Annotated in this window: 16 protein-coding genes; 12 read left to right on the forward strand and 4 right to left on the reverse strand. The window is 75.6% G+C overall.

Features of this window, described 5'->3' with window-relative positions; translation table 11 throughout:
• Nucleotides 1-65 precede the first annotated feature (65 nt).
• The 9 genes from ABD973_RS01605 to ABD973_RS01645 are packed head-to-tail and all read left to right on the forward strand — an operon-like array spanning nucleotide 66 to nucleotide 14,490.
• Nucleotides 66-2,258 carry a TOMM precursor leader peptide-binding protein gene (locus ABD973_RS01605; RefSeq protein WP_345497876.1) on the forward strand — a complete coding sequence of 731 codons (2,193 nt, stop codon included), beginning with the start codon at nucleotides 66-68 and terminating at the stop codon, nucleotides 2,256-2,258.
• Entirely contained in the window at nucleotides 2,248-4,155 is a 1,908-nt protein-coding gene (locus ABD973_RS01610) for a TOMM precursor leader peptide-binding protein (protein ID WP_345497878.1), read from the forward strand. Before ABD973_RS01605 ends, ABD973_RS01610 begins: the two co-directional genes overlap by 11 nt.
• 53 nt (nucleotides 4,156-4,208) lie before the next feature.
• Entirely contained in the window at nucleotides 4,209-5,759 is a 1,551-nt protein-coding gene (locus tag ABD973_RS01615) for a SagB family peptide dehydrogenase (RefSeq protein ID WP_345497880.1), read from the forward strand.
• A 30-nt stretch (nucleotides 5,760-5,789) separates the two neighbouring features.
• Nucleotides 5,790-8,558, forward strand: coding sequence for a lantibiotic dehydratase (locus ABD973_RS01620; RefSeq protein ID WP_125823541.1), 2,769 nt, complete (start codon nucleotides 5,790-5,792; stop codon nucleotides 8,556-8,558).
• Nucleotides 8,546-9,601, forward strand: coding sequence for a lantibiotic dehydratase C-terminal domain-containing protein (locus tag ABD973_RS01625; RefSeq protein WP_125823540.1), 1,056 nt, complete (start codon nucleotides 8,546-8,548; stop codon nucleotides 9,599-9,601). The genes ABD973_RS01620 and ABD973_RS01625 overlap by 13 nt, the downstream gene beginning before the upstream one ends.
• The gene (locus ABD973_RS01630; protein WP_386382117.1) at nucleotides 9,598-10,698 is read left to right on the forward strand and encodes a peptidase M50; all 1,101 of its coding nucleotides are present in this window, start codon (nucleotides 9,598-9,600) and stop codon (nucleotides 10,696-10,698) included. Before ABD973_RS01625 ends, ABD973_RS01630 begins: the two co-directional genes overlap by 4 nt.
• A gap of 59 nt (nucleotides 10,699-10,757) precedes the next feature.
• Nucleotides 10,758-11,774 carry an ABC transporter ATP-binding protein gene (locus ABD973_RS01635; protein WP_241253477.1) on the forward strand — a complete coding sequence of 339 codons (1,017 nt, stop codon included), beginning with the start codon at nucleotides 10,758-10,760 and terminating at the stop codon, nucleotides 11,772-11,774.
• Nucleotides 11,771-12,526: an ABC transporter permease gene (locus ABD973_RS01640; protein WP_125595287.1), complete on the forward strand. Its 756-nt coding sequence runs from the start codon at nucleotides 11,771-11,773 to the stop codon at nucleotides 12,524-12,526. The genes ABD973_RS01635 and ABD973_RS01640 overlap by 4 nt, the downstream gene beginning before the upstream one ends.
• Entirely contained in the window at nucleotides 12,523-14,490 is a 1,968-nt protein-coding gene (locus ABD973_RS01645; protein ID WP_345497889.1) for a TOMM precursor leader peptide-binding protein, read from the forward strand. The genes ABD973_RS01640 and ABD973_RS01645 overlap by 4 nt, the downstream gene beginning before the upstream one ends.
• A gap of 127 nt (nucleotides 14,491-14,617) precedes the next feature.
• Here the strand turns inward: ABD973_RS01645 and ABD973_RS01650 are convergent, their stop codons facing one another.
• Nucleotides 14,618-14,791: a thiazolylpeptide-type bacteriocin gene (locus tag ABD973_RS01650; RefSeq protein WP_007268044.1), complete on the reverse strand. Its 174-nt coding sequence runs from the start codon at nucleotides 14,789-14,791 to the stop codon at nucleotides 14,618-14,620.
• Between the two features lie 150 nt (nucleotides 14,792-14,941).
• Here ABD973_RS01650 and ABD973_RS01655 point away from each other — a divergent pair, with 150 nt between their 5' ends.
• From ABD973_RS01655 to ABD973_RS01665, 3 genes are all read left to right on the forward strand, one after another.
• The gene (locus tag ABD973_RS01655; protein ID WP_125823539.1) at nucleotides 14,942-16,279 is read left to right on the forward strand and encodes an amidohydrolase; all 1,338 of its coding nucleotides are present in this window, start codon (nucleotides 14,942-14,944) and stop codon (nucleotides 16,277-16,279) included.
• On the forward strand, nucleotides 16,276-16,509 hold the full coding sequence (locus tag ABD973_RS01660; RefSeq protein ID WP_125823538.1) for a DUF6296 family protein: 234 nt from the start codon (nucleotides 16,276-16,278) through the stop codon (nucleotides 16,507-16,509). The genes ABD973_RS01655 and ABD973_RS01660 overlap by 4 nt, the downstream gene beginning before the upstream one ends.
• 118 nt (nucleotides 16,510-16,627) lie before the next feature.
• A complete protein-coding gene (locus ABD973_RS01665; RefSeq protein ID WP_345497893.1) occupies nucleotides 16,628-17,524 on the forward strand; it encodes a carbonic anhydrase in 897 nt (298 codons plus the stop codon).
• Between the two features lie 90 nt (nucleotides 17,525-17,614).
• Here ABD973_RS01665 and ABD973_RS01670 read toward each other — a convergent pair whose 3' ends face one another.
• From ABD973_RS01670 to ABD973_RS01680, 3 genes are all read right to left on the reverse strand, one after another.
• The gene (locus ABD973_RS01670) at nucleotides 17,615-18,877 is read right to left on the reverse strand and encodes an MFS transporter (RefSeq protein WP_125823537.1); all 1,263 of its coding nucleotides are present in this window, start codon (nucleotides 18,875-18,877) and stop codon (nucleotides 17,615-17,617) included.
• The gene (locus ABD973_RS01675) at nucleotides 18,874-21,432 is read right to left on the reverse strand and encodes an ATP-grasp domain-containing protein (RefSeq protein ID WP_241253476.1); all 2,559 of its coding nucleotides are present in this window, start codon (nucleotides 21,430-21,432) and stop codon (nucleotides 18,874-18,876) included. The genes ABD973_RS01670 and ABD973_RS01675 overlap by 4 nt, the downstream gene beginning before the upstream one ends.
• 87 nt (nucleotides 21,433-21,519) lie before the next feature.
• A complete protein-coding gene (locus ABD973_RS01680) occupies nucleotides 21,520-22,476 on the reverse strand; it encodes a PLP-dependent cysteine synthase family protein (RefSeq protein WP_125823536.1) in 957 nt (318 codons plus the stop codon).
• Nucleotides 22,477-22,563: the final 87 nt, after the last annotated feature.

Raw genomic sequence — 22,563 nt, forward strand, 5'->3', positions numbered from 1 at the left:
GACGCCTCCCCGACATTTCCCACCTCACGTCTTCGTCCCCACCTGACCGCAAACAGAGGTGTTCCATGTCCCTGGACAGCTATCAGCACGTTGCCGCGACACGCCCCCGGATCCGCCGGGACGTGCTCTTCACCGAGACGCCCGACGGGGTGCTGTTCCACAACTCCGACGGGGGTTTCCGCCTCACCGCCCGCACCGCCTACCGGTTCGCCACGCTGATCGTCCCGCACCTGACCGGCGAACACACCGTCACCGAGCTGTGTCAGGGCCTGGGCGACACCCAGCGCGCCATGGTCGGCGAACTCGTCAAGACCCTGTACGAACGGGACTTCGCCCGCTCGGTCGCCGAACCGGCCGACGCCGGCCGGGCCGCCGCGCCCCCGCCGCCGGACGTGGCGCGCAGATTCGCGCCGCAGATCGCCTACGCCGACCACTACGCCGATGACGCCGAAGCCCGCTTCCTGCGCTTCCGCGGCACCCGGGTCGCTGTCCTCGGCGAGGACGCGGTGGCCCGCTGGTGCGCGCTGAGCCTGGTGCGCAACGGCTGCGCCACCATCGGCGTGCTGCCGGGCGCCGACGCGGAGGAACTGCTGGCCGAGGCGGCCGAGGCCGTCGCCGACGGCTGCCCGGTACAGGTCCGCGCGCTGCCCGCAGACCCGCTCGGCTGGGCCGCCCTGGCGGAGTACGACTTCGTCGTGGTGACCGGCGGGGCGGCCGCCCCGGCCCGGCTGCTGCCGCTGCTGCGCGCCGGGATCCCCGAGGGACGCACCCTGCTGCCCGCCTGGTCGTACGGGAACGACGTGGTGGTCGGCCCGCTCATGGCGCACGGCACCGCCGGCTGCTGGTCCTGCGCGGCCCTGCGGCTGGGCTCGGCGCGCGGCGGCCCGGCCGCGGCCGCGCTGTGGAGCGCCCTCGCGCTGCCGGAGGCGCCCCTCGCCGAGGGCCCGGTGCCGGGTCGGCCGCTGGCCGCGATGATCGGCAACCTGCTGGGGTACGAGGTGTTCCGCGCGGCCTCCGGCTCGCTGCCCGCCGAGACCGCCGGACGGCTCCTGGTCCAGGACACGGCCTCGCTGGACGTCACCGCCGAGCCGCTCCTGCCGCACCCGCGCTGCCCGTTCTGCGCGCCCGGCGAGACCGAGGCCGCCCCCCTGGACCTCAGCGCCGCCGGCACCTCGGGCACGCCCGAGCTGCCGACGCTGGAGACCGCCCGGGAGGCGGACGCGCTGGTGGAGGAGCTGAACCGGCGCTCCGCCCTGGTGCGCCCGTACGCGGGGGTGTTCACCCGGTACGCGGACGAGGAGCTGACCCAGATCCCGCTGAAGGCCGGGGTGGTGGAGCTGGGCCTCGGACACGGGCGGACGCGCACCGTGGCCGCGTTCGACGTCCACCACGTGGCCGGGGCGCGCATGCGGGCCCTGGACGCGGCGGCGCTGGTGTACGCGGAGCACGTGGTGCCGGCCCGCGGCGTGACCGGCGGCGGAACGCCGGGCACCGTTCCCGCGGCGGCGCTGGCGACGGCCTCCGGGATACCGGGCGGGGCGTCCGCGTACCAGCCCGCGGTGTCCCTGCTGACGAAGGAGCCCGCGCTGGTCCCGGCGGGCGCGGTACGGCCGTTCGGGCCGCACAACGCCGGGCGGCTCTTCGAGCGCACCCGCGCGGGTGCCGGCGCCGGCCCCTCCCCCGCCGACGCCGCCGCGGCCGGGCTGCTGTCGGCGCTCGGGCACGCCGCGCTGCTGCGGGCGGTGCGCGGGGACCTGGCGGCCCGGGTGCCGCTGCCGGAGCGTGACGGGGAGGACGCCGAACTCGTCTTCCTGCTGCGCTCGGCGGACCGGCTGGAGCTGGAGCCGGAGCTGCTGGACCTCGGGGAGGGCGCGTGCTCCGGGGTGCAGGTGCTGCTGGCGCGCGCCGGGGAGCGCTGGGCGCTGGGCGAGGGTCTGGACCGGCGTACGGCGGCGGTGGCGGCCCTGCGGGAGCTGCTGGGCGCCGCGCAGTACGGTGCGGACTCCGCCGACGCGGGCCGCGATCCCCTGCTGCGGGACCTGGACCCGCGCGCGCTGGCGGTGTCCGCGGAGCCGGCCGCGCCCCTGGGGACGGAGCCCGGCACGTCCTGGGAGCGGGTGCTGGAGCGGCTCGCCGGGGCGGGGCTCGACGCGTACGCGGTGCCGACCGGGTCGGCGGACCTGGCCGGGGCGGGGATCCACACCGTGCGGGTGCTGCTCGCGCGGGTGGCGGTCCGGGAGTCCGGCGATGACGCGTAGCGGCCCCGCCGCGGTGGCGGACGGGCTCGGCGAGGAGGCCGGGCGGTTCACGGGGCTGCTGGAGCGGGCGGTGGCCGCGCTGGGCGGGCCGCCGGTGTCGGTGCGGGCGCTGGGGCTGCGGGACGCGCTCCGGGTCGCGGACCGGGAGGCGCCGGCGGGCGCGGTGCCGGTCGCGCTGTACGGGCACCAGGCCGTGGTGGGCCCCCTCCCGGGGGACGGGCCGGGGTGCGCGCTGTGCCTGGAGCGGCGCTGGCAGGCGGTGCGGTCGGTCGCGCTGCGGGACGCCCTGGAGCTGGGCGGCGGGACCCGGGCGGCGGGCGGCTGGCCGTACGCGCACGCCTTCGCCGCCGACGCGCTGGCCGCGCTGGTGGTCTCGGCGGCCTCCGGCGCCGCCGGGGCGGCGGGCGGGGCGTTCCCCGGGGTGTGGGTGCTGGACCTGCGCGGCGGGGGCGTGCGGCGCTACCCGCTGGTGCCGGACCCGGAGTGCCCGGTGTGCGGGACGCCCGAGGCGGACGCGGCCCGGGCGCTGGATCCGGAGCCGGCGCCCAAGTACCGGCCGGGGGCGTTCCGTACCCGGCCCGTGGAGGCGTACGCCATCGACGTGGCGGCGTTCGCGAACCCGCTGTGCGGCGCGCTGGGGCCCTCGCTGGTGCAGGACGTCTCCTCGACGTCCACCTCGGCGACCATCGGCTGCTTCTCGATGCGCTCGGGCGAGTACCTGCGCGAGACGTTCTGGGGCGGGCACACCGACTCCTTCGACCGCAGCGCCCGCGTCGGGGTGCTGGAGGGGCTGGAGCGGTACGCGGGGATGCGCTCCCGCTCGCGCACGACCAGCGTCACCGGCTCGCTGAACGGCTTCGGCGCGCGGGCCGTCGACCCGCGGGTGGTGGGCCTGTACAGCGAGGCGTTCTACCGGGACAACCCCCGGGTGCGGCCCTTCGACCCCGACCGGGAGATCCCGTGGGTGTGGGGGTGGTCGCTGCGCGACCGGGAGCCGAGGCTGGTTCCGGAGGTGCTGACGTACTACCACGCTCCGGGTCTGGAGAACCGGTTCGTGCAGGAGAGCTCCAACGGCTGCGCCTCGGGCGGGAGTCTGGCCGAGGCCGCCTACTTCGGGCTGATGGAGGTGGTCGAGCGGGACGCGTTCCTGCTCACCTGGTACGGGCGGCAGCCGCTGCCCGAGATCGACCCGGCCACCAGTTCCCGGCCCTCGACGCGGGCGATGGTGGACCGGCTGGCCCTGTACGGGTACCGGGCGCGGTTCTTCGACACGCGGATCGGCTTCCCGATCCCGGTGGTGACGGCGGTCGCCGAGCGGTTCGACGGCGGCCCGGGCCGGATGTGCTTCGGTGCCGGGGCCGGGCTGGACCCGGAGTCGGCGCTGGACTCGGCGCTGTGCGAGATCGCCACGGACGCGGTGAACCTGCCCGGCCGCACCGAGCGGGACGAGGAGCGGCTGCGCGCGATGGCGGCCGACTTCGACCTGGTCACCGCGCTGCACGACCACCCGCTGGTGTACGGGGTGCCGGAGATGGGCCGCCACGCGGACTTCCTGCTCCGCGGGCCCTCGCGGGGTCCGCTGCGGCCGGTGTCCTCGCTGCTGGGCCCCGAGGGGGTGTCGGACGACGTGGCCGTGGACCTGGCGCGGTGCGTGGAGGCCGTCGCCGCCGGCGGGTTCGACGTGGTGGTGGTCGACCAGACCCTGCCGGAGCAGCGGGCGCTGGGCCTGCACACCGTGAGCGTGCTGGTGCCGGGGCTGCTGCCGATCGACTTCGGCTGGTCGCGGCAGCGCGCCCTGGGCATGCCGCGCATGCGCACCGCCCTGCGCGAGGCGGGGCTGCGCGGGCGCGACCTGGAGCCGGCCGACCTCAATCCGGCCCCGCACCCCTTCCCCTGAACCGGCCGCCGGCCGCCGAGCGGCGGCACGGCCGCACGAACCGAGGAGGACCCGTGGGCTACGCCCATGACTACGCCAGCGCCATCCTGTACCGGGGCCGGGTGCCCATGGAGCCCGTCGACTTCGTGCCCGACTGGGCCGACCGCCCCCGCAAGGCGAAGTACTACCCCGGCGCGGAGACCCTGCCGCTGCCGGATCCGGCGGCCGGCGGGCCGCGCCCCGCACCGGGGTTCGACCTGCCGCTGCTGTCCGGGATGCTCCAGGAGTCGTACGGCCTGACCGGCCGGCGCCTGGGCGTGCAGGCCAACACCGATCTGGCGGCGCTCCCCCACTACACGCAGGCCAACTGGTCGCGGGGCACCGCCTCGGGCGGCGGGCTCTACCCGGTCGGCGTGTACTGGGCGGCCGGCGCGGGCGGTCCGCTCGCCCCGGGCCTGTACCACTACGCCCCGCACCAGCACGGGCTGCGCCGGCTGCTGGCCGGCGACGTCACCGGTGACGTGCGTCAGACGCTGGGGCTCGGCCCGGGCGAGGGCTCGTCGCAGTACCTGGTGCTGAGCGTCAAGTACTGGCAGAACTCCTTCAAGTACAACAGCTTCTCCTTCCACGCGGTCAGCATGGACGTGGGCGCGCTGGTGCAGACCTGGCGGCTGTGGGCCCGGGCGTACGGGCTGCGGATCGCGCCCGTGCTCTGGTTCGACGAGGAGCGCCTCGCCCGGCTGCTCGGCGTGACCGCCGGGGAGGAGGGCGTCTTCGCGGTGATCCCCCTGGAGTGGGAGGGCGGTGCCGCCGGCGCCGCCGCGGGGGCGCCGTCGACGGGCGCCGGCGTGCGGCACCGGGACGCGGAGCGGTCCCGCACCGTGCTGGCCTTCGAGACGCTGGAGCGGATCCACGCGGCCACCCTCGGCCGGGCCGGTGACCGTCCGGCGCCCGGCGCGCTGGACGCGGCCGCCGCGTACCCGCCGCGGGGCGGGGAGCCCGTCCCGCTGCCCGCCCCGCCGGCGCCCCCGATGGGGGAGACGGCCGCGCTGCGGGCCCGGCGCAGCAGCTTCGGCCGGTTCGACGCCACCCGGGCGGTGACGGCGGAGCAGCTGGCGGCGGCGCTCGCGGAGTGCGCGGCGACCCGGCCCGGCAGTGAGGCGGAGCGGCCCGACGGGCCGCCGCTGACCTCCCTGTACGCCTTCGTCAACCACGTCGAGGGGATCGAGCCGGGCAGCTACGCCTACGACGCCGAGGCGCACGCGCTGCGGCTCGTGGTACCGGGTCCGCCGGGGCCGTTCCTCCAGGCCAACTACTTCCTGTCCAACTACAACCTGGAGCAGGCGGGCGCCGTCCTGGTGCCGACCGTGCGGACCGCCGCCGTCCTCGACGCGGTCGGCGACCGCGGCTACCGCCTGATGGGGGCGGCCGTCGGGGCGATAGCGCAGAGCTTCTACACCACCGCCGCCGCGCACGGGCTCGGCGCGGGCGTGGCGCTGGGCTTCGACAACGTCTCGTACGCCGAGCGGCTGGGGCTGGCGGACACCGACGAGGCGCCGCTGCTGATCATGCTGCTCGGTCACGAACGGCCGCGGCCCGCCGACTTCCGCCACGAGATCGCCTGACCGGGCCACGAGAGACGCAGGGGACACAGGATGGACACCACCACCGGATGGCACACCGGCGAGCGCTTCATGCTGCGCGTCGCCGGCCTGCCGCTGGCCGCGGCCGACGCGCTGCGCTGCGCGGACACCGGGCGCTGGGCGGCCGACGTGCTCGCGGCCGAGGAAGCGCTGCGGGCGGACGCGCAGTGGCTGAGCGAGGTGCTGCACCGGGCGGTCGGCGCGACCGACCCGGAGCCGGGCGGGCCGGGCGCGGCGCTCCGGCGCGAACTGCTGGGCCTGCGCCGCCGGATCCACAACGGCCGCGTGCCCGCCGATCCCGGGTCCGCCCTGCGGGCGGTGGCGGGCCTGGGCGAGGAGGCGGGCGAGCGGCTGGCGCTCTGGCTGGAGCGGACCCGTGAGCTGGAGAAGCTGCTCGCCGAGGGGGAGCCGCTGCTCGCCGCCGATCTGGGCCGGGGGCGGGCCGCGCTGCGCGGGCTGCTGGAGGACGACCGGCTGCGGCACGGGCTGCTGCTGGCCTCGCCCGTGCTGGAGGGGCAGCTCGACGCGTACCTGGCGGCGACCGCCGGGGGCGGGGAGCCGGGGGGACGGGCGCGCAAGGCCGAGCGCTCGGTGCTCTCGTACCTCTACCGCACCGCCTGCAAGACCAGCCCCTTCAGCACCTTCACCGGGGTGGCGACGGGCCGGTTCACCCCCGGGGCGGGGGCGGACGGCATCCGGGTGGAGGACGCCTGGAGCAGCCACGTCCGGCTGAACGTGGTGGTGCTGGCGCGCCTCGCCGAGCTGGTCCTCGCCGACCCGGTGCGCCGCCGGGACCTGCCGCTGCGCCCGGCGCCGGGCTGGGGCCGGGAGGACGACCGGATCCGGTACGTGCGGCGCTCGGTGACGGCCGGCGACGACTCGGCCGCCGTCACCTTCGACGCGGTCAAGGACCGGCTGTTCTTCCTGCGCCGCAGCGGCACCCTGGACCGGCTGCTCGCCCTCTTCGCCGAGCGGGCGGAACGGGCCGGCGGCGGCGAGCCCGAGCTGCGCCACCACGAGCTGGCCGACTGGCTGGCCGCCGAGCACGACGCGGCCCCCGAGGAGTGCGAGGCGTACATCGGGGCCCTCCTCCAGCTCGGCATGGTCCGCGTCCCGTGCCTGGACACCGAGGTGCACAGCGGGGACCCCGTACGGTCCTTCCAGCGGGCCCTGTCCGGCCTGGAGCGGGCCTGGGCCGACGAGCTGGCCGCGCTCCTGGAGGAGCCCGCCCGGCTGCTGGAGCGCTATCCCCTCGCCGGCCGCGCCGAGCGCCGGGAGCTGCTGTCGGCCCTGCGCGCCGCGCTGCGCCGGGTCCAGGAGGAGCTGGGCGCGCCGGCCGACGCGCCGCTGCCGCAGACGCTGGTGTACGAGGACACCAGCGCGGGCCGCGACCTGGCGGCGGCCCCTCCGTCCTGGGCGGAGCCGGGCTCGGGCGGCGGGTCGCTGCGCTCGGTCGAGCGGATCCTGCCGGCCTTCGACCTGACGGTGGCCCAGCGGATCACCTTCGAGGGGTTCTTCACGGCCCGCTACGGCCCGGGCGGACGGTGCGAGGACCTGCTGGGGCTGGTGCACGACTTCCACGAGGACTTCTTCGACCAGTACCTGTCCTTCACGGCGCGCCGCACCCCCTTCGACGCGCGCGGCGAGTACGTGCCGGAGGAGAACTGGCTGGGCCTGCCGGGGATCCGGGCGCTGGACGCGGCGCGGCGGGCCTTCACCGGCCGGATGCGGGCGCACTGGGCCGCGTACGAGGAACACGGCGCGGGCGGCGGCGAACTGCGGCTGTCCGGGGAGGACGTGGAGGCGGTCGCGGCCGAACTGGAGCCGGTGGTGCCCGGCTTCGCACCGCGCTGCCACCACCTCCAGCTCGCCCGGGACCCGCGGACGGGCGCGGAGCTGACCGTGCTCAACCGCTCGTACGGCGGGCTCTCCTTCCCGTTCAGCCGGTTCACGCACCTCTACCCGGAGCCGGCCGGGCTGGACGGCGAGCTGCGCGCGGCGGCCGCCGCGGTCACCCCGCCCGGGGCGGTGTTCGCCGAGGTGACGGGCGGGGCGGTGACCACCAACCTGAACCTGCACGGGCGGCTCACCGAGTACGAGATCGTCTGCCCGGGCGAGAGCGGGACCCTGCCCGAGGAGCGGCTGCTGCGCCTGGACGACCTGTACGCGGAGCACGTGCCGGACACCGGCCGCGTGGTGCTGCGTTCGCGGCGGCTGGGCCTGGAGGTGATCCCGGTCTACCTCGGGTACCTGGTGCCGCTGGCGCTGCCGGCGGTACCGCGCACCCTGCTGCTGCTGTCGCCGTCCTCGATGTCCCCGCTGGACGTCTGGGCGGGGGTGCCGGAGGGCGTCCCGCACGCCGGGGTGACGACGCGGCCGCGGGTGGTGCACGGGGACCTGGTGCTGAGCCGGCGCAGCTGGACGACCACGGCGGGCGAACTGCCCGCGCACGGGGCGCGGGAGGCGGGGCACTTCCTGGAGTGGCAGCGCTGGCGGCGGGCGCACGGGCTGCCGGAGCGGGTGTTCGCGACCGTGTCGGCGGGGCCGTCCGCGCTCGGGGCGAAGCCGCAGTACGTGGACTTCTCCAGCCTGTTGTCCCTCGCGGCGTTCGAGCCGCTGCTGCGCGAGGGGGACCACCGGGTCGTCTTCCGGGAGATGCTCCCGGATCCCGGGGGACTGCACGTCCGTTCGGCGCGCGGGGGGCACGTCGCCGAGCTCGCCGTCGAGACCTTCACCACGACCGTCCGGACCGAGGAGGGCGCACCCGCATGTCTGAGCTGACCCCGACGCGTGGCGCGTGGCAGGCCATGCACGTGTTCTACGCCGCCAACCCGCAGCCGCTGCTGGTGCAGTGCGTGCGGCCGCTGATCGCCTCCCTGACGGCGGACGGGCTGCTGGCCGGGCACTTCTTCATCAACTACTGGCTGGAGGGCCCGCACGTCCGGCTGCGGCTGCGGCCGGTGAGCCCGCAGGCGGAGCCGGAGGTGCGCCGCCGGGCCGAGGAGGCCGTGTCGGCGTTCCTGAAGGCCCGTCCGGCGCTGTACGAGGTGGACTCGGGCTTCCTCAACGAGTTCTACAACACCCTGTTCGACATCGAGTTCCCGGAGGGGGACCGGGCCGCGTTCATGGGCGAGGACGGCCGGATGAACCTGCGGCCCAACAACTCCTTCTCCTGGGAGCCGTACGAGCCGGAGTACGGCAAGTACGGCGGTCCGGCCGGGGTGGAGCTCGCGGAATGGCACTTCGCGCACTCCAGTGACCTCGTCACGGAGGCGCTGGGGTCGATGAACCTGCACCTGCGGACGGTGCTGCTGGGCACCTCGGCGCAGCTGATGATGGTGATGGCCGGGGTGTTCCTGCCCGGCCGCGAGGAGCTCGGCGACTACCTGGACAGCTACTACCGGTTCTGGCACCGGGCGTTCCCCGGCACCGGTTTCATCGGCTCGAGCGAGTACGACCGGACGTACGAGCAGACGGGCCCGGGTCTCGGGCGGCGGTTCGAGGCCGTGCTGGAGGCGCTGGGCTCCGGGGAGACGGGCCGGCTGCCGGGCTTCCTGGCCGGCTGGGCCGAGCACTGCCGTGAGCTGCGGCGGCGCGCGGAGGCGCTGGCGGTGGCCGGGGAGCTGGTGTTCCGGTCCTGGGACGGGAGCCGTGACGAGCGGGTGAGCGATCCGGCGGCGGCGCTGCCGCTGCTGCTGTCCCCGTACATGCACATGACCAACAACCGGCTGCACGTGACGATCCGGGACGAGGCCTACCTCTCCCACCTGCTGGGCCGGGTGCTGCGCGAGGGCGCGGGGACCGGCCCGGTGGTCGTGCCGTGACCGCGCCCCCGGAGATGCTCGGCCACCGGCCCGCCCTGCGGGCCGGGGTCCTGCTGTCGCCGCCGCTGCTGAACGGCGCGGCCGTGGTGCACCTGGTCAAGGACCCGGTGTCCGGGGCGGCGTTCGAGATCGGGCCGAAGGAGTACTTCCTCGTGTCGCGGCTCGACGGCTCGCGCAGCCTGGCGGAGATCGGCGAGGCGTACGGGCGTGCCTTCGGGCGGCGGCTGGGCGAGCGGAACTGGCAGCAGCTGCTCGGGCTGCTCGGCACCCGGCGGCTGCTGGCCGGCGGCCCGGCTCCGCAGGCGCAGGCCGGCCCCGGGCCGCAGCGGACCGGGACCCTGCTGCGCGGCACCCTGCGGCTGGTCGCGGACGCCGACGCCACGACGGCCCGGCTGCACCGCGTCCTGCGGCCGGTGCTGCGGCCGGCGGTGCTGGGCGGGCTGCTGCTGGTCCTCCTGGCGATGGAGGGGTGGCTGGCGGCTTCGGCGGGCATCCTGTCCGGCGACCTGTGGTGGCTGCTGGGGCGTCCGGCGCCGCTGCTGGCCGTGGCCTCGCTGCTGTGGCTGAGCACGGCCCTGCACGAGTTCGCCCACGGGATAGCGGCCCGGCACGTCGGCGGCACCGTCGGGGAGATCGGGCTGCGCTGGCGGCTGCCGATGGTGATCATGTACTGCCGGGTCGACAACTACCGCTACCTGCCGCGCCGCCGCGACCAGCTGGCCGTGGCCGGCGCGGGCGCCTTCGCCAACCTGCTGTTCCTGCTGCCGTTCTGCGCCTGGTGGGCGGCGCTCCCCGCGGGCGACCCCACCCGCCGGGTGCTCGGCGCGCTGCTGCTCCTCGGCAGCGCGCAGGCCCTGGTCAACCTCGTCCCGCTGCCGCCGCTCGACGGCTACACCCTGCTCGGGCACGCGCTGCGCGTGACCCGGCTGGCGCCCGCCAGCTCGGCGTACCTGCGGCTGCGGATGCGGGACAAGGCCGCCGCGGCCGCCTACCCGGTACGGGCCCGGCGGCTGTACCTCGGTTACGGGATCGGCTCGGCCGTGCTGGTCCTGCTGCTGGCCGCGGGGCTCGCGGCCGCCGTCGTACTCACCGTCTGACACCCCCGGCCCCATCTCCGTCCCCCATCCGATTCCGACACCGAGGGAACCGCACGCCCATGACAACTGACCGCACTCCGCCGCCCGACGCGCCCGTCGCCGTCGCCGTCCGGGAGGTCCGCAAGCGCTACGGGGACCGCCAGGCCGTGGACGGGCTCTCCCTCGACGTGCGCCGCGGCGAGTTCTTCGGACTCCTCGGCCCCAACGGGGCGGGCAAGACCACCTTCATCGAGATCGTCGAGGGCCTGCGCCAGGCCGACTCGGGCACCGTCGAGGTCCTCGGGCACGCCCCCTGGCCGCGCAACACGGCGCTGCTGCCCCGGATCGGCGTCCAGACCCAGGCCTCGGCGTTCTTCGTCCGGCAGACCGCGCGCGAGCACCTCGTCACCGTCGCCGGGCTGTACCGCAAGGACGCGGCCGCCGCGGACCGCTCGCTGGCGCTGGTCGGGCTGACCGAGCAGCGCGACGTGCTCGTGGAGAACCTGTCCGGGGGCCAGCGGCAGCGGCTCGCCATCGCCTCCGCGCTGGTCCACGACCCCGAGCTGATCTTCCTCGACGAGCCGACCGCCGCGCTGGACCCGCAGGCCCGCCGGGACCTGTGGCAGGTGCTGCGCGCCCTGAAGGGCGAGGGCCGCACCATCGTCTACACCACCCACCACCTCGACGAGGCGGAGGCCCTGTGCGACCGGGTGGCCATCCTCGTCGGCGGCCGGATCGCCGCGCTGGACTCCCCGCACCGGCTGATCACCTCCGCCGGGGCCCGGACCCGGCTGCTGGTCCCCGAGGGACGGATCACACCGGCCGATGCCGCCGTGCTGGACGGCGTGGACCGGGTCGGCGAGCAGGGCGGCTCGCTGGTGCTGGAGACGTCGGTCCCCGGCAAGGTGCTCCAGGCCGTCGACGCGCTCACCGGGCTCGACGGGGTGATCACCCGTACGGCCACCCTGGAGGACGTCTACCTGGAGCTGACCGGCAACGCCGCGGCCGGCGGCTCCTCCCCCGCCGCAGGCGGCTCCCCCGCCGAGGGCTCCCCCGCCGAGGGCACGCCCGCACACACCCTGGAGTCCCGCGCATGAGCGCCTACACGGCACTGACCGCAGCCGGCTACCGGGCCCAGGTCCGGGACAAGGCCACCCTGTTCTTCACCTTCGCCTTCCCGCTGCTGTTCCTCGTCGTCTTCGGCCTGATCTTCAGCGGGCAGGACGTGGAGCAGAGCGGCCGCCCGTACATCTCGTACATCGCGCCCGGCGTGATGTCCTGGGGCGTCGCCAACGCCGCCGTGTTCGGAATCGCGTTCACGCTGATGCAGTGGCGCCGCGACGACCTGCTGCGGCTGATCCGGCTCAGCCCGACGCCGCTGACGACGGTGCTGGCCTCCCGCTACGTACTGGCGCTGGTGGTCGGCGTGGTGCAGGCCGCGGTGTTCGTCGCGGTCGCCATGCTGCCCGGCTTCGGGCTGGAACTGGACGGGCGGTGGCCGCTGGTGCTGCCCGCGCTGGTCCTCGGCATCACCGCCTTCATGGCCATCGGGGTGATCGTCGGCAACTACGCGCGGACTCCCGAGGCCGTCGCCGCCATCGCCAACTGCATGATGGTGCCGATGGCGTTCCTGTCGGGCTCCTTCCTGCCGCTCGACATGATGCCGTCCTGGCTGCGCACGGTCTCGCGGGTGCTGCCGCTGCGCTACCTCAACGACGCCGCCTCCGGGGCCCTCACCGGCACCGGCTCCCTCGCCTCGATCGGGATCGGCTGCGCGGCGCTGGCCGGCTTCGCCCTCCTGTTCGGCGCGATCGGGCTGAAGACCTTCCGCTGGAGCGACCAGTCATGACCGGCACCGCGACGGAGACCGTACGGGCGGCCGCGGCCCCCGACGGCACCGCGCTGGAGGAGGCCCGCCGCCGGCTGGAGCGGGCCCTGGCCTCTGCCGCCGCCCCGGGCGCGGCGGCGCCGTACGTGGTCACGCTCGGGGTGCACGACGCCCTCGGGCCGCGTACCGGCGACCCGTTCGCCGGGGTCCGCCCGGCCGCCACCGTCCACCTGGGCGCGCAGGCGGTGCTGGTGGGGCCCTGGGGCGGGGACGGCACCGCCCCCGCCTGCGGGCAGTGCCTGGCGATGCGCTGGCAGCGGCTGCGCAGCAGGAGCGAACGGGACGCGCTGGAGACCGGGACCGGGCCGCGCACCCCCGTCTCGGCCCGGTGGCCGCGGCTGTCGCCGTACGTACGGGACGCGGTCGTGGCGCTGCACGCCGCCGTGGCGGGCGGCGAGGCGCGGGCCCCGGGCGCGGTGGCTGCCGACCGGGCGCTGCCCCAGGTGTCCCGGCTGGACCTGGAGACCCTCCAGGTGCGCACGTACCCGCTGGCCGCCGACCCGCTGTGCCCCGACTGCGGGCCGCGCGCCGCCGCCGCGCCGGCTCCCTTCACTCCCGCGTCCCGGCCCAAGCCGGACCCGGACGCGCAGCGGCTGCGGAAGGCGTCCTCGTACCCGGTGCCGCGGGAGGCGCTGGCCAATCCGGTGACCGGGGTGCTGGGCGGGGGCACGTGGATCAACGTGACCTCGCCGACCACCGCCCCAGTCGCGGGCAGCGTCTTCATGCGCGGCTACGCGGGGCTGACGGACGTCACCTGGAGCGGGCAGGCCAACAGCTTCTCCGCCAGCCGGGACCTGGCGTTCCTGGAGGGGCTGGAGCGGTACGCGGGCACCCACCGGCGCACCGGCACGGAGGCGCTCACCGCCTCGTACGCGGAGCTGGGCGACCGGGCCCTGGACCCGGCGGAGTGCGGGTTCTATCCGCCGGAGACCTACCGGGACGACCCGCTGGTGTCGCCCTTCGACCCGGAGCGGCCCATCCCCTGGGTGTACGGGCACTCGCTGCGCGACGACCGGCCGGTGCTGGTGCCGGCCCGGCTGGCGTACTACAGCGCGGGCCTGGCCGCCGACAACTTCGTCTTCGAGTGCTCCAACGGCTGCGCCATCGGCGGCTGCCCGGAGGAGGCACTGCTCGGGGCGCTGCTCGAGCTGATCGAGCGGGACGCGTTCCTGCTCGCCTGGTACGGGGGGCAGCGGCTGACGGAGATCGACCTGGACTCGGTACCGGGTCCGGCGGTGCGGATGATGGTGGACCGGGCGGCGTTGCAGGGGTACGACGTGCACGCCTTCGACAACCGGATCGACCTGGCGGTGCCGGTGGTGACGGGGCTGGCCGTGCGCCGGGACGGCGGGCCGGGGCTGTACTCGTTCGGCGCGGGCGCGGCGCTGGATCCGGCGTCGGCGGTGGAGGCGGCGCTGTCGGAGGTGCTCACCTACATCCCGCACCTGCCCCGGCAGGTGGCCGAGCGGCGCGGCGAACTGGAGGCGATGAGCCGGGACTTCCGCAAGGTGCTGCACCTGAAGGACCACGCCCAGCTGTACGGGCTGCCGGCGATGGCCCCGCACGTGCGCGGCTACCGGGAGCCGCTCGGCGTGCGCTCGATGGCGGAGCTGTACGCGGGCTGGGAGTCCGGCGGGCGGCCGCGGACCGGCGACCTGCGGGACGACCTGCTGCTGTGCGTACGGGAGTTGACGGACGCCGGGCACGACGTGGTCGTCGTCGACCAGACCACGCCGGAGCAGCGCCGGATGGGGCTGAGCACGGTGTGCGCCGTGGTGCCGGGGCTGCTGCCGATCGACTTCGGCTGGTCGCGCCAGCGGGCCCCGTACATGCCGCGGCTGCGGACGGCCGCGATGCGGGCGGGGCTGCGCGACGCCCCGCTGACGGACGCGGAGGTCCGTCTGGTGCCGCACCCGTTCCCCTGACCGTGCGGGGCCCCGGGGACCGCCCCGGGGCCCTTCGCGCCGCCGCTCGCGTGCCACGCCGGATGCCCCGGACCCCTTCCTGCGGGGTCCGGGGCATCCGGTGTCTGCGGGTGCGGCGCCGGGGGTGTCAGGCGCTGCAGGAGGTGGTGCTGGTGGTGGAGGAACAGGTCGAGGTGGAGCTGCAGCTCGTGGAGCCGGCGAGCACGACCTCGCTGGCGTCCGAGTAGTCCGAGATCTCGAAGGTCTCCGACTCCAGCTCCAGGATCTCGTCGGCGAGCGAGGCGAGCGGCGACTTCTCCATGGGACTCTCCTTCGGTTGGTTTCCCTTGGGGCCCTTCCAGGAGAACCCGTGCCGCCTTCACGTCACCTGTTCATCTCCTGACACTCCCCTGACAGGAAGTGTCAGCGCCTTGACAGTCCCGCCCGGGGCCGGTGGCCGAGCATGGTCGGCATGACCGCATCCGCGCCCGCGCTCCCCGGACTCCGGCCGCTGCTGCGGCCGTTGACGACGCTGTATCTGGACCTGCACCGGCATCCCGAGCTGTCGGGCCGGGAGGAGCGCACGGCCGCCCGGTTCGCGGACTGGCTGGAGTCCGCGGGGTACGCGACGGCGCGCGGGATCGGCGGGCACGGGGTGGCCGGGGTGCTGCGCCGGGGCGAGGGGCCGACGGTGGTGCTGCGCGCCGAGCTGGACGCGCTGCCGGTGCGGGAGACCACGGGGCTGCCGTACGCGAGCGAGGGCCCGGCGGCGCACGCCTGCGGGCACGACCTGCACCTGGCGGCGGCCGCCGGCACCGCCTCGCTGCTCGCGGGGGCCTCCGACGGGGCCTGGCGGGGCACGCTGGTGGTGGTGGGACAGCCGGCGGAGGAGACCCTGGAGGGGGCGCGGGCGATGCTCGCCGACGGGCTGTACGAGCGGGTGGGCCGCCCGGACGTGGTGCTCGCGCAGCACGCCGCCCCGCTGCCCGCCGGGATGGTCGCCCACGGGTACGGGCCGATGACCGCCGGCAGCGTGACCTTCCGGGTCGTGGTGCACGGGCGCGGCGGGCACGCGGGCGCCCCGCACCTGACGGTGGACCCGGTGGTGACGGCGGCGCACGTGGTGACGCGGCTGCAGACGGTGGTGGCCCGGGAGGCCGCGCCGTCGGAGCAAGTGGCGGTGACGGTGGGCTCGCTGCGGGCCGGCGAGCGGCCCAACGTGGTCCCCGACCGGGCGGAGCTGGGCATCACCGTACGGGCGGCCGGGGAGGCGGCGCTCGCCCGGGCGGCGGAGGCGGTCGAGCGGATCGTGCGCGCCGAGTGCGCCGCGTCGGGCTGTCCCCGGGAGCCGGAGATCGTCCGCGAGGGCTCCTCGCCCGTCACGCACCCCGATCCGGCCACCACGGCCGCGGTGCGGGCGGCGCACACGGCGCGGCTGGGGGCGGAGCGGGTGGCGATGTGGCCGCCGTCGCTGGCCACGGAGGACTTCGGGCTGTTCGGCGACGCGGGGCGGTCCCTGCACGGGGCGCGGGGGGTGCGGCTGGCGTACTGGATGCTGGGGGTGATCGGGCCGGCCGCGTGGGCGGCGGCGCCCGGGGAGGGCGCGGCGGCGAAGCTTGCGGGCCTCCCCGCCAACCACGCCCCGGACTTCGCCCCGGACGTCCGCACGGCCCTCCCGGCCGGGGTGGAGGCCCTGTCGTCGGCGGCCCTGGCCTGCCTGGGGCAGCTTCCGCGGGGCCGGGGGCATTCGCAAAGCCGGGGTAAAGCCGAAGGGCGGTCCGGCGGGGTACCGCCCACGATGGACTCATGAGCGTCCGACGGTACGAGCTGACCTTTCCCGGCGCCGACGGGACGGGCCTGGACACCGTGGTCGTGGAGCGCACGGAGCTGTCCGGCCCGGGCGGCCACCCGGTCTACGCCGACGCCTCCGGCATCGTCCGCGCGGAGATCAGCGACCGGGACGAGGTGCGCATGCTCGCCTCCGGCGGCCAGCAGGCCCTCGCCCACCCCACCGCGGCGCGCCGGCTGCCCGATTCCTGACCCCTGACGCTGTGCGCCGACGGCGGGAACGCGGGCTCCCGCCGCTCGCGCCTGCGCCGCTGCCGGCCGCCCTCCGTCCGATAGTCGCCAGGGTCACGACGAATCGGAGGAACGTGCGATGGACAGCACAGGACCACCGCGCCGCAGGGCGCTGCTCGCGGGCGGCCTCGCCGCCCTGGTGGGCGCGCTCTCGGCGTGCACGGCCGCCGGCACCCCGCGGGTCGCGGGTACGGCGGCACGGCCCGAGGCCGCCGCGCCGAACGCGACGCCGGCCACGCCGGCCACGCCGGACGCGGCCTTCGCCCGGCTGATGGAGGGCAACAGGCGCTGGGTGGAGGGCTCGCTCCAGCACCCCGACCGCGACCCCACGCGGCGTGAGCTGGTCGCGCACAGCCAGGAGCCGTTCGGGGTGGTGCTCTCCTGCATCGACTCCCGGGTGGCGCCCGAGCTGGTGTTCGACACCGGGCTCGGCGACCTGTACGTACTGCGCACCGGCGGTCAGGCGGTCGGCCCGGTGGTGACCGGCTCCGTCGAGTACGGGCCGGTGACCGGCGGCACCCCGCTGGTGTTCGTGCTCGGGCACCAGCGCTGCGGCGCCATCGAGGCCGCGTACAAGGCCCTGCGCGACGGGAAGGACCTGCCGGGCAACCTCCGGGCGGTCCAGCAGGCCCTGAAGCCCGCGTACCTCCAGGTGGCGAAGGAGGGCGGCACCGGCGACCCGGTCGACCGGATGATCCGCGCCCAGATCAAGCTGACCGCCGACGACCTGCGCGCCAACGCGGATCTGGCGCCCCTGGTCAGGAAGGGGTCGCTCGTGGTCGTCGGCGGCTACTACTCCCTCGACACCGGCGAGGTGGAGGTCCTGACGGGCGCCCCCGCCGGCGCGGCGACGCCCAGCCCCGCCGGCACCGGCGCCGCCACCCCGGGGCCGTCCGCGCACCCGGAGCCCTCGGGCACCCCGGCCCCCAGGGGCACCGTGCCGATGGGGACGATGCCGGTGGGCACCCCCTCCTGAGTCCCCCGGCCGCGCACGAGCCCCCCGCCCGGGCCGCGGTGACGCGGTCCGGGCGGGGGGCTCCGTACGGGGGCGGCGCGCCCCGGGCGGTCAGGCCGCCGCGGGCTCGGCGGGCAGGCCCCTGCCCTCCGGCACCGGACGCGGCCGCGGGTGGACCGCCTCCTGCGGCAGCCTCGGCTCCAGGCGCAGGACGCCCAGGGCCGAGACCGTCGCGCCCGCCGCGAGGACCAGCCACATCGCCAGCGGCGACAGGGTGAGCAGGGCGGTCAGGACGGCCGGGGCCAGGGCGCTGGGCACCGCCCAGGAGAGCTGGTACACGGCGAGGTGGCGGCCCCGCGTCTCCTCTGGCGCGGCCTGCGCGCACAGGGCCGACGCCGTCGCCCCGTGCATCAGCTCGCCGGCCGTGAACAGGGCCGTCGCGGCGAAGATGCCGATCAGGATGGCGGTCTTGTCGCCCACCGCGGCGAGCACGGCGAACACCAGGAACGACGAGGCGAACACGGCCGCGCCCAGGGCCACCGCTCGCGTGCGGCGGTAGGCGACGAGCGCCCGGGTGACCGGGATCTGGAGCAGCGCGATCCCGACCGTGTTGACGGCGTACAGGACGCCCACGAGCGAGGTGGACGCGCCCAGGTCCTGGGTGACGTAGGCGGGGATGCCGATGGCGAGCACCGTGTAGCCGAACGCCGTCGGCACGTTGAGCAGGGTCAGGGCGAGGAACGGCCGGTTGCGGGCCACCAGCCGGTAGCCGCCCTTGCGGGAGGTGCGGGCGGCCGGGGCGGCCGACTTCGCGATCGGGATCGAGCCGAAGCAGGCGGCCGCCAGCAGGTACCCGGCGGCGGTGCCGATCACGATCACGTAGTAGAACGCGTCGCTGCCCAGGGCCAGGACCCCGCCGGCCACCAGACCGCCCACGCCCAGACCGGCGTTGCGCAGGCTGCGCTGCGCGGCGAGCAGCTTGTCCCGCTCCGTGCCCTGGACGAACTCGGCGATGAACGACTGGATCGCGGGCGGGTACGAGATGTCGCCCAGCGCGACCAGCAGGAGCACGGCGAACATCGTGTAGCCGTTGTCCACCAGCGGGTACGTGCAGAAGCCCGCGGCCCGCAGCAGGTACCCGCCGGTGACGACGGCCTTGGCCCCGAACCGGTCGATGAGGACGCCGGCCGCCGGGTTGCTGACCAGGCCGATCACGGCGGCGGCCGTCATCAGGGTGCCCACCTGGGTGAGCGGCAGCCCCGTCACGTGGTGGAAGTAGAGCAGCGACAGGGGCAGGTACATGCCGGCGCCGGTGGCGTCGACGACCATCCCCAGCATGTACCGCGTCTTCGCGGACAGGCGGGCCCCCTTCATGACGCGTCGCCGATCACACTGTGTTCGCGCACCCACTCGCCGAGCTCGCGCAGCCTGCGCTCGACCTCCGCGCGGGTCGGGCCGGTGCCCACCGCGGCCGCGAGGAAGTCGGAGGAGCCGGAGGCCGGGGCGATGACCTGGCCCTCCTCGGCGTAGAGCCAGAACCCGTCGAGCCAGTCGTGGCCGGGGACCCCGGGCAGCTCGCGCACCAGCCCGGGCCGCTTCATCATGAGCAGCTGCCCCGCCATGTGGCGCGGCCTGGGCAGCCCGGCCGGGTCGTCGCCCCGGCGCACCTCGGGCTGGAGCTCGTGGCCCGCGTCGGCGCGGACGGCGTACCCGCCGAGGTGGACGCCGAACAGGCTGTGGAACACCTCGCGGATCTTGGCGCCGCCGGGGCGGCAGGCGATCTCGCACAGGACGAGGCGGTCGTCCGGGGTGTGGAAGACCTCCATGTGGAAGGCGTGGTCGCGCAGCCGGGAGCCCTCGGGGGCCAGCGAGGCCAGGACCCGCTCGGCGAGGTCGAGCAGGCGCGCGGTGACCGGGTCGTCCTCGTCGAGGGTGAGGTCGATGCGCGGGCCCGGGTCGGCGGCGAAGGAGGAGAGGTCGTACTGGTACTGCGAGGGCCAGGCCATCGCGACCCGGCCGTCGCGCACCACGCCGTCGACGTGGCACATGCGGCCGGGGACGAAGTCCTCCAGCAGGACGTCGTCGCGCTCGCCGCCGGCGTACACCTCCGTCAGGCACTCCTCGAAGGAGGCCTCGTCGTGCAGGATGCGCAGGCCGATCGCGTTGAATCCGCTGCGCTCCTTGAAGACGACGGGGAAGCCCTCGGCCGCGGCGAACTCGCGCGCCTGGCCGGCGGTGCGGGCCTGCACCCAGGCCGCGACGTCGATGCCGGACGCCTGCGCGCGGGTCTTCATCAGCGCCTTGTCGCGGAACGGCACCACGTCGTCGTGCCAGGCACCGCGCAGTCCGAAGCGCTCGCGCAGCCGGGCGGCGCGCAGCATGTCGGCCTCGTGCAGGGCGGTCACGCCGGTGATGCCGTGCTCGGCGATGAGCGCGGCCGCGCGGGCGTCGACCTCCTCCGCGTCGAAGTCGTCGAAGATCTCCAGGCGGGTGTAGCCGAGGTCGCCGTCCGGCACCTTCTCGCCCGCGAGCTCGATCTTGTCGCGGGCGGCGAGGACGACGATGTCGCCGGTGTGGCCGGGCAGCCAGGAGCGGTACGGGAACGGCTCCAGCGGGTTGCGGTGCAGGATCAGCAGGTTCTCGCGCGGGGCGATCTCGGACGGCTGCGCGAGGACGGTCTCGCCGTCCGGTCCGGTGAGGGTGATGCGGATGTGCTCGCGGATCACCTCGGCGCCGCGGCGGATGGCCGCGGAGGTGTCCTCGGCGGCGACGGCGATCAGGCCGAGGCGGTCCCAGTTGTCCTGCAGGACGCGCACCTCGTCGCCGGGCTTGGCGCTGGGGGTGACGGAGATGACGCCCTCCGCGGCGCGCGCCTCCTCGATCCCGGCGATGGACTCGACCCGGGTGCCGGGGGTGCCGATCAGCGCGCGGACGCTGGCGCCGCCGTGCGCCCGGGGCCGGTCGGGGAGCTCCTCGACCAGGCCGAAGGGGGCGCCGACGGCGAGGGTGACCAGGTCGACGCCGAAGGCGCTGCGCACCAGTTCGGGGATGGAGTCGCCGCCGATCCGGTTGTGGCCCTCGATGACGCGCGGGCCCTTGGCGGTGAGGCGGACCTCGGTGTGGCAGACGCCGTCGCGCAGGCCCATCACGTCGAGGAAGCCGCGTATGCCCTCGCGTATCGCCTCTTCGTCGGCGTCGGACAGCCGGGCGGGGACGGCGTGGCCGAGCTCGGCGAAGTGGCCGTCGGAGGTGAACTTCTCGGTGACGGTGACGATGACGTGGCGGCCGCCGAAGCTGAAGGACTCGACGCTGAACTCGGGTCCGTCGAGGAACTCCTCCATCAGGAAGTCCTTCAGGACGAACAGCGAGGAGACCCGGTCGGTGCGGGTGCCGGAGAGCCGGCTGACCTCGGCCCACACCCGGTCGGCGTCCCCGGGCCCCTCGACGCGCATGACGCCGATGCTGGCGGTGGCGTCGACGGGCTTGACGATGAAGGGGAAGCCGTAGTCGGCCCCGAAGGCGTCCAGGTCCTCACGGGTCTTCAGGGACCGGGCGCCCACCGCGTGTTCGGGGTCGTGCTCGGCGACGTAGCGCCGCATGGCGGCCTTGTCCCGGATGCGGGCGGTGACCTCGTAGCCGGTCCCCCCGAGCCCGTACAGGTCGTTGATCCGGCCCGCGTTCTCCAGCCCCGGCTCGGTCAGGGAGACGGCCGCGGCGAAGCCGGGGCTCTCGTGCCAGGCCCGGACGAGGGGTTCGATCTGCTCCCACTCCGTGAAGTCCACGACCTCGACGGCCGCGGCGAGCCGGTTCTGCTCCTCGCTGACCTTGGTGGGGTGCTGGAGCAGCAGCACGCTCAGTCCCAGGTCGTGGGCCTTTCGTACGGTCTCGTCGGTCGCACCGACCAGCAGCAGGGTGCGCTCGGGGTTCATCAGCTCTCTTCTCCCCCTGCGGCCGCAGGGAATTCTTCTGGCTCGTACTCGGGTGGGAACGGGGGGTGGGACGGGGCGGGGGCGGGGTCACCCCCGGCCGGCGGTGTCCTCCTGCGGCCACCAGCTGAGGTAGCGCTCGCCGCTGTCGGGGAAGACGGTCGCGACGACCGCGTCCGACAGGTCGTGGCGGCGGGCGAGTTCGAGGCAGCCGTACGCGGCGGCGCCCGCGGAGATCCCGACGAGGAGACCGGAGCGGGCGGCGATGGCGCGCGTGGTGGCGGCCGCGTCGGCGTCCTGGACGGTGATCACCTCGTCGATGAGGTGGATGTCGGTGACGGGGGCGAGGAAGCCTCCGATGAGGCCGGGGATGGCGTGCGGTCCGGGCTGTCCGCCGGAGAGCAGCGCCGAACCGGCGGGCTCGACGGCGACCACCTTCAGGTCCGGGTTGCGCTCGCGCAGGTAGCGGGCGGTGCCGGACAGGGTGCCTCCGGTGCCGATCCCGCAGACCAGGTAGTCGACGCGGCCGTCGGTGTCGTACCAGATCTCGGGGCCGGTGGTCTCGTAGTGGGCGCGGACGTTGTCGGGGTTCTGGTGCTGGCGCGCGTACCAGGAGCCCGGCATGCCGGCGTGCAGCTGCTCGGCGCGCTCGACGCAGGCGGGGAAGCCGAGGGTGTGGTCGGTGAACTCCACCTCCGCCCCCAGCATGCGCAGCGTCAGCACGCGTTCGCGGGAGGCGTTGGAGGGGAGCACGATCAGGCAGCGGTAGCCGCGGGCGGCGGCGAGGGCCGCGAGGGCGATGCCGGTGTTGCCCGAGGTGGACTCGATGACGGTGGCGCCCGGCTGGAGGGCACCGGACTCCTCGGCGGCTCTCATCATGAAGAGGGCGGCCCGGTCCTTGACGCTGGACAGCGGGTTGGCCGCTTCCAGTTTGGCGAGGACCTGGGCCGTTTCGGGCAGGCCGTCGAGCTGGAGCCGGAACAGCGGTGTGCCGCCGACGAGGTCCTCGAATGATGCCGCGATGCGGCGGGTGCGCGCGTGGTTCACGTGCCTGCCCCTTTGGTACTGGACGTGCGGTGGGTCTTTGCAAGGTAGTCAGACCCGGTAGCGCGCGATTGGTGTCCGGCTCGGGCC

Origin of the sequence: Streptomyces racemochromogenes (genome assembly GCF_039535215.1) — a bacterium.
GTDB lineage: Bacteria > Actinomycetota > Actinomycetes > Streptomycetales > Streptomycetaceae > Streptomyces > Streptomyces racemochromogenes.